This is a genomic window from Nonomuraea sp. NPDC049758, from assembly GCF_040674635.1.
In the GTDB taxonomy this organism is placed as follows: domain Bacteria; phylum Actinomycetota; class Actinomycetes; order Streptosporangiales; family Streptosporangiaceae; genus Nonomuraea.
In genome coordinates, this window is sequence record NZ_JBFAMZ010000005.1 from 487,369 (window position 1) to 499,890 (window position 12,522).

The 12,522-nt window shown below is 73.6% G+C and carries 12 protein-coding genes; 2 read left to right on the forward strand and 10 right to left on the reverse strand.

The features are described 5' to 3' along the window. Positions 1-45 precede the first annotated feature (45 nt). The gene (locus AB0J46_RS16585; protein WP_364332055.1) at positions 46-2,043 is read left to right on the forward strand and encodes a hydantoinase/oxoprolinase family protein; all 1,998 of its coding nucleotides are present in this window, start codon (positions 46-48) and stop codon (positions 2,041-2,043) included. Next, the gene (locus tag AB0J46_RS16590) at positions 2,040-3,740 is read left to right on the forward strand and encodes a hydantoinase B/oxoprolinase family protein (protein ID WP_364332058.1); all 1,701 of its coding nucleotides are present in this window, start codon (positions 2,040-2,042) and stop codon (positions 3,738-3,740) included. Before AB0J46_RS16585 ends, AB0J46_RS16590 begins: the two co-directional genes overlap by 4 nt. Here the strand turns inward: AB0J46_RS16590 and AB0J46_RS16595 are convergent. From AB0J46_RS16595 to AB0J46_RS16640, 10 genes are all read right to left on the reverse strand, one after another. Then, positions 3,683-4,339: a Uma2 family endonuclease gene (locus tag AB0J46_RS16595; RefSeq protein ID WP_364332061.1), complete on the reverse strand. Its 657-nt coding sequence runs from the start codon at positions 4,337-4,339 to the stop codon at positions 3,683-3,685. The genes AB0J46_RS16590 and AB0J46_RS16595 overlap by 58 nt on opposite strands. Beyond that, entirely contained in the window at positions 4,336-4,974 is a 639-nt protein-coding gene (locus tag AB0J46_RS16600) for an adenosylcobinamide amidohydrolase (RefSeq protein WP_364332063.1), read from the reverse strand. The genes AB0J46_RS16595 and AB0J46_RS16600 overlap by 4 nt, the downstream gene beginning before the upstream one ends. Further along, a complete protein-coding gene (locus AB0J46_RS16605) occupies positions 4,971-5,747 on the reverse strand; it encodes an ABC transporter ATP-binding protein (protein ID WP_364332065.1) in 777 nt (258 codons plus the stop codon). Before AB0J46_RS16605 ends, AB0J46_RS16600 begins: the two co-directional genes overlap by 4 nt. After that, entirely contained in the window at positions 5,744-6,790 is a 1,047-nt protein-coding gene (locus AB0J46_RS16610) for an iron ABC transporter permease (protein WP_364332068.1), read from the reverse strand. The genes AB0J46_RS16605 and AB0J46_RS16610 overlap by 4 nt, the downstream gene beginning before the upstream one ends. Before the next feature lie 2 nt (positions 6,791-6,792). Beyond that, on the reverse strand, positions 6,793-7,770 hold the full coding sequence (locus AB0J46_RS16615; RefSeq protein WP_364332071.1) for an ABC transporter substrate-binding protein: 978 nt from the start codon (positions 7,768-7,770) through the stop codon (positions 6,793-6,795). Between the two features lie 259 nt (positions 7,771-8,029). Next, entirely contained in the window at positions 8,030-8,887 is an 858-nt protein-coding gene (locus AB0J46_RS16620; RefSeq protein ID WP_364332074.1) for a Gfo/Idh/MocA family oxidoreductase, read from the reverse strand. Positions 8,888-8,959: 72 nt separating this feature from the next. Beyond that, positions 8,960-9,589 (reverse strand): SDR family oxidoreductase, encoded by a 630-nt coding sequence (locus AB0J46_RS16625; RefSeq protein WP_364332077.1) that lies wholly within the window; start codon positions 9,587-9,589, stop codon positions 8,960-8,962. After that, positions 9,586-10,803, reverse strand: a complete 1,218-nt coding sequence (locus tag AB0J46_RS16630) for a cytochrome P450 (protein ID WP_364332080.1) — start codon at positions 10,801-10,803, stop codon at positions 9,586-9,588. The genes AB0J46_RS16625 and AB0J46_RS16630 overlap by 4 nt, the downstream gene beginning before the upstream one ends. Next, positions 10,800-11,756: a phosphotriesterase-related protein gene (locus AB0J46_RS16635; RefSeq protein WP_364332083.1), complete on the reverse strand. Its 957-nt coding sequence runs from the start codon at positions 11,754-11,756 to the stop codon at positions 10,800-10,802. The genes AB0J46_RS16630 and AB0J46_RS16635 overlap by 4 nt, the downstream gene beginning before the upstream one ends. Continuing rightward, positions 11,741-12,508 carry a phytanoyl-CoA dioxygenase family protein gene (locus tag AB0J46_RS16640; RefSeq protein ID WP_364332086.1) on the reverse strand — a complete coding sequence of 256 codons (768 nt, stop codon included), beginning with the start codon at positions 12,506-12,508 and terminating at the stop codon, positions 11,741-11,743. Before AB0J46_RS16640 ends, AB0J46_RS16635 begins: the two co-directional genes overlap by 16 nt. Positions 12,509-12,522: the final 14 nt, after the last annotated feature.

Here is a 12,522-nt window from a genome sequence, read left to right on the forward strand (position 1 = left end):
ATCGATACATAGACAAGCGCTTGCTCGGGGAACTACCGTACCGGGATGGGGTTCGCGATCGGCGTCGACGTCGGCGGCACCTTCACCGACGTGGTCCTGAGCGGCCCGGGCGGGGTCACCGCCGTGGCCAAGTGTCTGAGCACCCACGACGACCCCATCGCGGGCATACTCACCGGCGTTACTCGCGCGCTCGGATCCGTGGACCCCGCCCGGGTCACCCGGGTCGTGCACGCCACCACGCTGGCGACCAACGCGGTGCTCGAACGCACCGGCGCGCGGGTGGCGTTCGTGACCACCCGGGGCTTCCGCGCCGCCGTCCCGCTCGGCCGTCACGCCCGCGTGGAGGAGGACCGCTACGACCTGCGCTTCACGCCGCCCCCTCCCCCGGTCGCGCCCGGCGACTGCTTCGAGGTGGACGAGCGCGTCTCGGCCCGCGGCGCCGTGCTCACCCCCCTGGACCCCGGCTCGGTACGGCGGGCCGCCGTGGAGATCGCCCGGCGCGGCATCACCTCGGCGGCCGTCTGCCTGCTGCACTCCTACGCCGAGCCCGCCCACGAACGGCGGGCCGCGGCGATCCTGCGCGAGCACGTGCCGCACGTGGTGGCCTCCTGCGAGATCTGGCCCGAGATCCGCGAGTACGAGCGAGCCACCACCACCATCATGTCCGCCTACATCGGCCCGCTGATGACCTCCTACCTGTCGCGCCTGCGCGAGCGGCTGGCCGCGATCGGGATCGACGCGCCCGTGCACGTCATGGAGTCCGGCGGCGGGGTCGTCTCGGCCGAGCTGGCGGCCCGGCGCGCGGTGTCCACCATCGAGTCGGGCCCGGCCGCCGGGGTGCTGGCGGCGGCCGGCACCGGGCTGCCGGACGTGATCTCGTTCGACATGGGCGGCACGACGGCCAAGGCGTGCGTGGTGCGCGGGGGACGTCCGGAGATCACCCACGAGTTCCACGTGGGCGGCAAGGGCAGCTTCGGCGGGCGGCGGGCGGGCACCGGCGTGCCGATCAAGACGCCGGCCATCGACCTGGCCGAGGTCGGCGCGGGCGGGGGCAGCGTCGCGTGGCTGGACCCGGCGGGCGCGCTGCGCGTCGGGCCCCGGTCGGCGGGCTCCTCCCCCGGTCCCGCCTGCTACGGGCTCGGCGGCGGCGAGCCGACGGTCACCGACGCCGACCTCGTGCTCGGCTACCTCTCCTCGGCCTCGATGCCGCTGTCGGCGGCGCTCGCGGCCAAGGCCGTGGACCGGCTGGCCGGGCCGCTCGGGGTGTCGCGGGAGGAGGCGGCGCACGCCGTGCACGAGATCGTCAACGCCTCGATGGCCGCGGCCGTGCACGTGGTGACGGTCCAGCGCGGGATCGACCCGCGGGGGTTCGCGCTGGTGGCGTTCGGCGGCGCGGGGCCGATGCACGCCGCCGGGGTGGCGCGGCGGTTCGGGATCGCGACGGTGGTGGTGCCCGCGTACTGCGGGGTGGCCTCGGCGGCCGGGCTGCTGGCGGGGGCGCTCTCGACGGACCGGGTGTTGTCGCGGCTGGACGCGGGCGACCCGGAGGAGGTCTTCGCCGCGCTGGCCGCCGACGCCGCCGCCGACCTGGGCGTCGCCCGGGTGCGGGTGGCCCGGTCGGTGGACGTGCGGTTCAAGGGCCAGTCGCACGACCTGACCGTGGACTGGGCGGAGTCGCGGGAGGAGCTGGCGTCGCGGTTCTTCGCGAAATATGCGCAGGTGTATGGGATTGTCCAGCAGGGGGAGATCGAGCTGGTCAGCTACCGCGTCCGCGTCCGCGTCACCGACGCCGCCACGCCCGCCACGCCTGCCACGCCCGCCGCACCCGGGTCTGGTGGGGACGCGGAGAGCCGCAGGAGGGCGTACTTCCCCGAGGCCGGCGGGTGGCTCGACGTCCCGGTGCACACGCGGGGGACGCTGGACCGGGTGCGCGGCCCGGCGATCGTCGAGGACGCCGAGTCCACGATCGTCGTCCCGCCCGGCTGGCGGGCCGCGGCCGGCCCGTCGGGCGCGGTGCGCCTGACCCTGGAGGGCGCCGCGTGAACGACGCCCTGACCGCCGAGGTGCTGAGGAACGCGCTGGTCGTGGCCGCCGAGGAGGCCAGCATCGTGGTGGTGCGGTCGGCGTACTCGACGTTCATCGTGGAGGGCTCCGACGCCTCGGCGGCGATCCTGGACGCCGGGGGCCGCCTGGTCGCGCAGTCCATGGCGACCACGCTGATGAACAGCATGGCCCTGAAGGTCGCGCTGCCCGAGCTGCTGAAGGACGTCCCGCCGCACACCATGCGGCCCGGCGAGGCGTACGCGCTCAACGACGCCTACCGGGGCGGCGTGCACACCAACGACCTGCTGGTCTACCGGCCGGTGTTCGCCGGCGGGGTCCCGGCGTACTTCACCGCCACCATGATCCACGTCTCCGACCTGGGCGGGCTGTCGGCCGGTGGGATGGCGCCGCTGGCCACCGACATCTTCCTCGAAGGGCTCCAGCTCCCGCCGGTCCGCCTGGCCACCCGGGACGGCCTCGAACCGGCCGTGGAGGCCGTCCTGCGGGCCAACAGCCGCACGCCCGACAAGGTCATGGGCGACGTGCGGGCGCTGGTGGCCGGGACGGCGGTGGCCGCCGCCCGCGTGGAGGCCCTGATGGCCGAGTACGGCGTGGCGGGCCTGGCCGCGGGCGTCGAGGGCTACCTGGACCACACCGAGACCAGGACCCGCGCGGCGCTGGCGGAGCTGCCCAGGGGGCGGTTCGAGGCGTCGTACCCGATCGACGACGACGGGGTGCGGCCGGGGGTGGCGCACCACGTACGGGTCGCCGTCACGCTCGGCGGGGACGCGGCCGTCCTCGACTTCACCGGCACCGGGCCGCAGGTGCCCGCCGCGATCAACGCCTCGGCGTCGCAGTCGCTGGCGGCGGCCGTCTTCGCGGTGCGCTGCTTCCTGGACCCGACGATCCCGATGAACGACGGCTGCCTGCGCGCGATCGAGGTCGTCCTGCCGGAGGGCTCCCTGCTGAACGCCCGTTCGCCGTATCCGTGCGGCGGCCGGTACGTCCCCATCTACGCCGCCATGGAAGCGGTGTTCCAGGCGATGTCGGACGCGATGCCGGACCGCGCGATCGCGGCCAGCGGGATCCTCCAGCCGTTCTCGATCGCGGCGGTGGGGGCGCCGTACTGGATCCACCTGTCCTACGACTTCGGCGGGGTGGGCGCCCGGCAGGGGCTGGACGGGCCGGACGCGACGGGCGTGCACTTCGGCATCGGCCGCAACTCGGTGCCGCAGGCCGAGCCGGTGGAGAGCCGCTGCCCGCTGATCGTGGAGTCGGTCGAGACGATCGCCGACTCCGGCGGCCCCGGCCGTTTCCGGGGCGGGCTCGGCTCGCGTACCGTCTACCGCTTCCTGGCCGACTGCCACGTCACCACCCGCGGCGACCGCCTCCGCCTCCCGCCCCCGGGCCGGGACGGCGGCCTGCCCGGCAGGGTGGGCGGCTTCCACAAGCGCCACCTGGACGGGCGGGTGGAACGCCTGGCCTCGAAGGTCAACAACGTGCGGTTCGCGGCGGGCGAGGCGTTCATCGTGGAGACCACGGGCGGCGGCGGCCTCGGCCCCCCGTCGGAAAGGGACCCGGCGGCGATCCTGGCCGACCTGGAGTCGGGCCACGTCACCGCCGAAGGCGCCGCGAAGGACTACGGCTTCGAACCCCGCGGGGCGACCAGGACGGCCGGATCGAAGCTCACCGGATAGGGCGCCGAGAGACTGACCGTGGTGCCCGCCTCGTACGCGACGGGCCCCTTGTAGGAGTCGTCGTCGAGCTCGTAGACGTAGAGCGTCGGCCCCTCATCGGGCTCCACCCGCCAGTAGAGGGGAATCCCGGCTGCCGCGTAGGCCGCCGCCTTGGTGTTCCTGTCGAAGGCCCGGGTGCCGGGGCTGACCACCTCCACTGCCAGCAGCAGGTCGCTGGGGGCGAACATGAGCGACACCGACTCGCACGCCTTCTCCGGCACGACGGCGAGGTCGGGGATGTAGAAGTCCTTCTCGCCGGGACGCACGTTGACAGTCGTCAACGCCTCCAGCCCGAGGGGGGCCGCGTCGTCGAGGATCACCAGTAGCCGAGAGATCACTCGCTGGTGCAGGGGGGTGGGGGCAGGGCTCACTACTAGGCTCCCGTTGAAGAGCTCATAACGGTTCCCGTCGTCGGGGAACTTGAGCAGGTCGTCGACTGTGAACGGCGGCGCGCCGGGAAGAACGGTGCGCCTCGTTGTCGGTTCGATCGCCAATGCGGTCACCCACTCAGTATCGGGAGTCACGCCCTCGTCGACATCGTACTTCCCGAAGAAAGTCACCTGTAGTCACCAGGCCGCCACGCCTCGGCGCCGCGGCGGACGGCGGTGTGGACGGCGCGGGCCGCGCGGGCGCCCCACTCCGAGCGGGGGCCGCCGAAGAGCTGCTCGGGGCCGTCCTGCGGCACCACCACGCAGACGGCGTCCGAGGCGGTGCCCGTGCAGGGGTAGCCGGCCTCGATCAGCGCCTGGGTCTTGGCCTCGGTGACCGTCATGACCAGGTTCACCAGCGCGGCGTCGGTCATGGCGACGGGCAGGACGGTGACGATGTTGACGGTGCCCGCCCGCATGGGGGCGAGTTCGGGGTCGGCGGCGCCCTCGGGGGCGGCGGCCCAGGTGGGGACGCGCAGCCCGACGGTGGCCACGGCCTCCGCTCCCCCGTCGGCGGCCCGCACGTACCGGTCGACGGAGGCGGCGGTCAGCATGCCGACGCCGGGGCCGGACGGGCCCAGCTCGACCAGGTGGTCCACCGGGTCCATCCGCGCGTAACCGGCCACGACCTGGGCGTTCAGCACCCATTCGCGGGGGCCGATGCCGCCGCCGAGCATGGCCGAGGAGATCATCCGGAAGCCGGGTCCGAACTCCCACAGCAGGGACCCCAGCCGGGTCCCCTCCTCCACGCGATAGGTCAGCTTCACGTCCCACCTCGCACCAGGTGCACCACGGGCCGCCCGTCGGGGCCCGGCTCGATCTTGACACGGGCGTCGAAGTGCCGTCCGATCAGCGCCTCGGTGAGCACCTGTTCGGGGCGGCCCGTGGCGGCGGCGTGGCCGTCGGCCAGCAGCATCAGGGAGTCGGCGTACAGGCCGGCGACGGTCAGGTCGTGCAGGGTGGTGACGACGGTCAGGCCGTCGGCGCGGCGCAGGCGGTCGACCAGTTCCAGCACCTGCTGCTGGTGGCCGAGGTCGAGCGCGGTGGTGGGCTCGTCGAGCAGCAGCACGGGGGCCTGCTGGGCCAGCGCCCTGGCCAGCACGACGCGCTGGCGCTCGCCGCCGGACAGCTCGCCGACGCGGCGTGCGGCGAAGGAGGTCAGGTCCAGCCGGTCCAGCACGGACGCGGTCACCTCGCGGTCGTGCCGGCTCTCCCGTCCCAGGTAGGGGATGTACGGCGTGCGCCCCAGCAGGGCGTAGTCGAAGACCGTCATGTCGGGCGGCAGGGCGGGCGTCTGCGGGGCGTAGGCCAGCAGCCTGGCGCGCTCGCGGGGCTTGAGCGCGGCGAGCGGGCGCTCGTCGAGCACGACCTCGCCCCCGTTCGGGACGATCGCGCCCATGACGGTCTTGAGCAGCGTGGACTTGCCCGCGCCGTTGGGCCCGATGACCGCCAGCCACTCGCCGCGCCGCACGTGCGCGTCGACGCCGGTCAGCACGTCGCGCTCGCCCAGGCGCACCGACAGGGCCCGTACGCCGATCACGTGGCCACCCGCCTGGTCATGCGTAGGACGCCGACGAAGAACGGCGCCCCGACGAACATCGTGACGACCCCGATGGGCAGCTCGGCCGGCGCGATCACGGTACGGGCGATGAGGTCGGCCGCCACGAGGAAGGCCGCGCCGCCGATCAGCGACAGCGGCAGCACGATCCGGTACGAGCCGCCCGCCAGCCGCCGGACGACGTGCGGCACGACCACGCCGACGAACCCGATGAGCCCGCTGACCGCGACGGCCGACGCGGTGGCCAGCGAGGCGGCCACGAGGACGGTCAGGCGCACCCGGCCGGCCCGCACGCCGAGGCTGCCGGCCTCCTCGTCGCCGACGCTGAGCACGTCCAGCATCCGGCCGTGCAGCAGGAGCAGGACGGAGGAGACCGCGGCGTACGGCAGCACCAGCAGGAGCTGGTCCCATCCGCCGCCGACGTCGCCGAGGATCCAGGAGTAGATGCGCTCCAGCTCCTCGACCTTGAGCTGCTGGACGAACGTCTGGATCGCGGTCAGGAACGACGTGACCGCCACCCCGGCCAGCACCAATGTCGCGGTGCCGCCGCCGGTGCCGCCGGAGCGTCCGGCCGCGTTGCCCAGCGTGTACGCCAGGAACACTCCGCCCACCGCCCCGGCGAAGGCGGCGACGGGGATGCTTCCGCTGGCGCCGGGCAGCAGCACGATGGCCAGCGTCGTGGCCAGCCCGGCGCCGGAGGCGGCCCCCAGCAGGTACGGGTCGGCCAGCGGGTTGCGGAACACGCCCTGGTACCCGGCGCCGGCCATGGCCAGCAGGCCGCCCACGACCGCGGCGACGAGCACCCTGGGCAGGCGCAGCTCGTACAGCAGGCCCTGCTCGACCGGCGCGAGGCCCGAGTCGGCCGAGACGAACGGCAACCAGTCCGCCACCTGGAGGACCACCTGCCACGGCGAGATGTCCGCCGCGCCGCCGAGCAGCCCGGCGACCATCGTGAGGGCCAGCACGGCGAGGGCGCCCGCCACCCAGACGGGACGCGCCCTCGACGGCTGCGCCTTGCCTGTCACGCTCAGCCCGCGCCGCCGGCCTTGGCCACGGCCGCGCCGATCGCCTGGGCCAGGTCCACGACGCGCGGGCCCCAGCGGGAGGCGAGGTCGTCGTCGAGCTGGATCACCTGGTCGTTCTTGACGGCCGAGAGGTTCTTCCAGCCGGGCCGCTTGGCCAGCGTCTCCTTGCTCTGCTGGCAGCACTTGACGTCGGCCAGGAAGATCAGCGCGGGGTCGGCCTGGGCGACGAACTCGGCCGACAGCTTGGGGTAGCCGCCCGCCGCGTCCGGGGCCTGGTCGGCGATGTTGGTCAGCCCGAACATGCCGTAGACCTGGCCGATGAACGTCTTGGACGTGGCGGCGTACGGCGTCTGGTCCAGCTCGTGGTAGTAGGTGAGCTTCTTGTCCTTGGGGGCGTCGGCGGCCAGCTTGGCCATGGCCGCCTTCATGCCGGAGACGACCTCGTCGGCCTTGGCCTTGTTGCCGGTGACCGCGCCGATCTCGCTGATCTCCTCGTACGCCTCCTCCAGCCCGGTGGCGGCCGGTTCGAGCAGGACGGGGACGTTCACCTTGGCCAGCTCGGCGACGATCTTGTCCTGGTCGTTGGAGAGGACGACCAGGTCGGGCTTCTTGGCGATGATCGCCTCGACGTTCGGCTTGAAGCCGGACAGGTCGCTCTTGGGCGCCTCCGGCGGGTAGTTCGACTGGTCGTCCACCGCGACGACCTGGGGGCCGGCGCCGACCGCGAACAGCGTCTCGGTGTGGGTGGCCGAGAGCGAGACGATGCGTTCGGGCTTCTTGGCGAGGGTGACCTTGCCGTGGCCCGCCTCGACGGTGACCGGGAAGTCCCCGGTGCTCGCCGCCGCGGTCGCGGCAGGGGGGCCGGTGGGGGAATCGGTGGGGGAATTCGAGGGGGCGACATTGGCGCCGGTCTGGCCACATCCGGCCAGGACGAGCGTTCCCAGCAGCGCGCCCGCGAAGGCCGTGCGTACGGGCCTCACGAGTAGTCCTTTCACACTGTCGGAACCGAGAGACCCGCGATGAGCGACGGATCACCCTTTTCCACGAGGGTTGATGACGTCGGCGCAGAGGCAGGCGACCTGGCTATGACAGTTGCGGGACAGCGCCGGAATCGCACCGGACTTCGCTGCAGCACTGCGCGTCGGACAAACGTTATCAATGCCCCAGACGTCCTCGACGTCAAGGGGTCTCGGGGTCAGGCGTCGAAGCCCCCGGGGGCAGGCGTCGAAGGCCACGGGGTCAGGCGGCGAGCTGCGCCTCCGCGGCGGCGATGATCTCCTGGAGGCGCAGGCCGTGCGCCGCGTCCAGCGGGTGGCCGCCGCCGCGCCGGACGGTCTGGGCGAACTCCTCGGCCACGACCTCGAAGGGGTCCTCGTCGCCGGGCAGCAGGACGGCGGTGCCGGTCCTGCCGTACACCTCGAAGGTCGAGGGCGGCAGGTCGCCCACGGCCGCCATGCACAGGGACGCCTCGCTGACCGCGCCGCCCTCGTGCTCCAGCAGCAGGCCGGTCCAGCCAAGCGGGTTGCCGTGCGCGCGCACGCCGACGACCCGGCCGAGCGCGGCGTCGAGCAGGTCGATCACGTGCGGGCCGACGTCCAGCAGGGCGCCGCGCTCCAACCGCCACGGGGTGGCGAACGGGTTGCCGCCGAGCAGCGCGCCGGAGATGTTGGCGGCGTGCCCGCCGAACGGCTGGATCTCGGCGCAGCGGGCCAGGAACGTGCGGGTCGGGGTGGCGTAGCGCATGGTGAGCATCATCTGCGAGGGCACGCCCGTCTCCGCCACGGCCTCGGCCACCCGCATGGCCCCCTCGACGGAGTCGGCGAGCGGCTTCTCCAGCAGCAGCGCCTTGCCCGCGTGGGCGGCACGGACGGCCAGCTCGGCCTGCACGCCGGGCGGCACGCAGAACGCCACGGCCTCGCAGGCGTCGAACAGCTCCTCGACCCGCTCGTACACCGGGGCGCCGAGCCTGGCGGCCTGTTCGGGGCGGCGGGCCCAGACACCGGCGAGCCGGGTGTGGGGGCCTTTGGCCAGCATCGGCGCGTGCGCCATCTCCGCCCAGGGCCCTGCCCCGATCAGCCCGACCGCGACCGGCGCCATCCGTCCCCCTTAGTCCGCTTTTCTCCCGACCTTAGATCCCCCGTCCGGGCTCCCGCCCACCGGCCCCTCCGGTCAGGCGCGGGAGCGGTGGATGGCGTGTTCCGGGCGGTGGACGAGGGTGCCGCCGTCGAGGGCGATGGTCTGGCCGGTGATGCAGCGGGACTCGGCCGAGGCCAGGAAGCCGACCAGGGCCGCCTTCGAGGTGCCGTACGCGGCGTGGTCCACGTCGCCGGTCAGGCCCGACACCGAGGAGGTCAGGACGATCGCGCCGCCGTCGCGCATCACCGGGACGACGTGTTTGACCAGCAGCATCGCGCCACGCAGGTTGACCTCCATCGTGCGGTCCCAGACGGCGGCGTCCATGGCGGTCAGGTCGCGGTCGCGGCCGTAGACGTCGCGGTCGAGGCAGGCCGCGTTGGAGTGCAGCACGTCCACCCGGCCGAAGGCGGCCACCAGCGCGGCCACCGACTCCTCCACCTGTTTCTCGTCCGACACGTCGCAGGTCAGCGCCATGGCGGCGCCGCCCCGGGCGCGTACGGCGGCGGCGGTGGCCCGGGCGGGGGCGGCGCGCAGGTCGAGCACGCCCACCCGGGCGCCCTCGGCGGCCAGCCGGGCCGCGCACGCCGCACCGATGCCCGACCCCGCCCCCGTCACCAGCGCCACCCGCCCGCCGAACCGCCCGCTCGGGGCGTCCGCGGTCACCACTCCACCTCCAGCGCGCTCAGCCCGCGCCCCACCAGCGACCTGCGGTAGGCGACGGGCGCGTCCGGGGCGAGCCGCAGGCCGGGCAGGCGGCGCCCGAGGACGTCGAGCGCGGTGCGCAGCTGCAGGCGGCCGAGCGCCGCTCCGACGCAGAAGTGGATGCCGTACCCGAAGACCAGGTGGTCGGCGGCGTTGGGACGGTCGATCACGAACCGTTCCGGGTCGGGGAAGACGGTCTCGTCGTGCCCGGCGGAGTCGGTGGACAGCAGCACGAGCGAGCCCGCCGGGATCGTCACGCCGTGCAGGACGACGTCCTGCACGGCGTGCCGGAAGGAGCCCAGCGAGGCGCCGTCGATCCGCATGCACTCCTCGACCGCCCCCGGGATCAGGGCCGGCGGCACCGGCCAGGCGTCCTCCCGCAGCAGCCGCAGGACGCTGTTGCCGAGCTGGTTGGGGACGGTGTCGTTGCCGCCGAGCAGGATCGTGGAGATCAGCTCGACCACCTCCCGATGACTCAGCTCGTCGCCGATCAGCGAGGTCATCAGGGACGTGAAGTCGTCCCGCGGGTCCTTGGCGCGGGCGGCCACCAGGCGGTCGACGTAGTCGAGGTAGGCCAGGAAGCTGTCGGCCAGCTCAAGCTGGCGGGCAGGCGGCTGCGGCGACAGGAACAGCATGAACCAGTCCTTGACGTGCGCCTGCACGAACGCCTCGTCGGCCGCGGGCACGCCGATGAAGCGGGCGGTCAGCTTGACCGACGGCTCGTGCCCGATCTCGGCGACGAAGTCGGCCCGGCCCCTCGGCGCGACCCGGTCGAGGACGTCCTCGTTCAGCCGCCGGAAACGCTCCTCCATGGCGGCGACGGCCCGCGGCGTGAAGGCCCGGGAGACCGAGCGGCGCAGGCGGGTGTGGTCGGGCGGGTCCACGTTGGCCACGAAGCTGGACAGGAACGAGCCGTGCTCGCCCAGCTTGGCGCGGGTCTGCGGGGTGAGGCTGCGGGAGATCGTCAGCGACCCCTCGGAGGAGAAGCGGGCCGGGTCGCCGTACGCGGCGCGCACGTCGGCGTGGCGGGTCAGCACGTACGCGCCCAGGTGCTCGCTGCGGAACACCGGCCGTCCGGCGCGCAGGCGGCGCAGGAAGTCGTACGGCGCGGCGACGTGCCAGTCGGCGGCGACGTCGAAGTCCTGCGCCGAAGCGGGGGTCGTCGCAGAGGTCATCGCAGGATCCTCCTGGGGTTGTCGACGAGCATCTGGTGGAGCTGGTCGCCGGTGACGCCGCGGCTGCGCAGTTCGGGCACGACGTCGCGGGAGATGTGCAGGAGGTGGTAGTTCGGGTGGCGACGCCGTACGACGTCGGGGTCGAACCGGTCATTGAAACAGTACGAATCGTGACCTAGAACCATTTTTCCGGCGTGGCCGCGTTCGCACATCGCCGCCACCACCGCCACCCGGTCCTCGAACGAGCTGATCGTCTCGATGCCGAACCGGTCCATGCCCAGGTAGGAACCGCCCGCCACCAGCTCCTCCAGGTACGCCAGGTCCGTCGAGTCGCCCGCGTGCCCGATCACCACCCGTTCCAGGTCCACGCCGAGCGAGCCGAGCAGCCGCTGCTGCTCCAGCCCGCCCCTGGAGGCGCTGTGCGAGTGCGTGGTGATCGGCGCGCCGGTGACCAGGTGGGCCTCGGCCACGGCCCGGAACACCCGCTCGCACCCCTTGGTCATGCCGAGGTGGTCGGAGGCGCATTTCAGCATGGCCGCCTTCACCCCGGTCCGCCCGATCCCCTCGGCGAGGTCGCGGACGAAGAACTCGGCCAGCCGGTCCGGGCCGCCGAACAGCGACCCCGGCCCCCGGTTGCCGAAGTACGGCGGCAACGCGTCGTAGGTGTAGAGCCCGGTGGCGGCCACGATGTTCACCGACGTCAGCTCGGCCACCCGCTGGACCGCCGGGACGTACCGGCCGAGCCCGACGACGGTCAGGTCGACGATGGTGTCGATGCCCTCGGCCTTGAGCGCGTCGAGCTTGGCCGCCGCCTCCCGCGCCCGCCGCTCCAGGTCCCAGCCCTCGGGCACGTCCGGCCAGTTCCACAGGATCTCCGGGCTGAGCCCGAACACGTGCTCGTGCATCAGCGTCGCCCCGAGGTCGGCGACCGGCCCCCTCACGGTCTCAGGCACGGGAACCTCTCGTGCTCGAAGGGCCGGTTGACCTCCAGGCCGAGCCCGTCGGTCTGCCGGTACGGCAGCCCGGTGTAGAGGGCGTCGGCGTCGAAGTAGGTGACGGTGAACGACAGGCGGGCGGCGTCGCGCCGGTTGGCGGGCGCGCCGTGCACGGTGAGCGCGTGGTGCACGGTGGCGTCCCCGGCCCGCAGGTCGAGCGGCGGCGACAGCTCCAGCTCGGTGATCCAGGGGTGCTGGGTGAGCTGGTCGTCCCCGGCGCGGGTGAAGCTGCGCCCGAGCAGGCCGCAGCGGTGGGAGCCGCTGTAGAAGCGCAGCGACCCCATGTCGGCGGGCACGTCGGCCAGCGCCAGCCACACGGTGAGCATGGCCGAGCGGTCCATGGGCATCCACGGGAAGTCCTGGTGGAACTCGGTGGCGCCGTGCTCGCCCGGCTCCTTGACCAGCAGGTTGGTGACCTGCACGCGCACGGCCCGCACCCCGCCCAGCAGCCGCACGGCGTTGCGGCCCATGGCCGGGCTGGTGCTGAGCGCGCCGAACAGCTCGTCCTCGGCGGCGACGTCGCGGGACTGCCCGAAGGCCCGGTCGACCGGCGTGTCCCCGGTCCGGCTGCGCGACCGCAGGCGCTCGCGGGCCCGTTCGCGCAGCTCGCCGACCGTGTCCGGGGCGACCAGCCGGTCCAGGCGGACCCAGCCGTGCTCGCCGAAGAACGCCGCCTCGTCGTCCGTCGCCTGGCGTACCGGGATCTCCATGGCCACCAGTGTGC

Coding starts and splice junctions, on each gene's coding strand:
- AB0J46_RS16640 (WP_364332086.1), bottom strand. CDS start 12,508: ATGGAGATCCCGGTACGCCAGGCGACGGACGACGAGGCGGCGTTCTTC.
- AB0J46_RS16630 (WP_364332080.1), bottom strand. CDS start 10,803: ATGACCTCTGCGACGACCCCCGCTTCGGCGCAGGACTTCGACGTCGCC.
- AB0J46_RS16620 (WP_364332074.1), bottom strand. CDS start 8,887: ATGGCGCCGGTCGCGGTCGGGCTGATCGGGGCAGGGCCCTGGGCGGAG.
- AB0J46_RS16585 (WP_364332055.1), top strand. CDS start 46: ATGGGGTTCGCGATCGGCGTCGACGTCGGCGGCACCTTCACCGACGTG.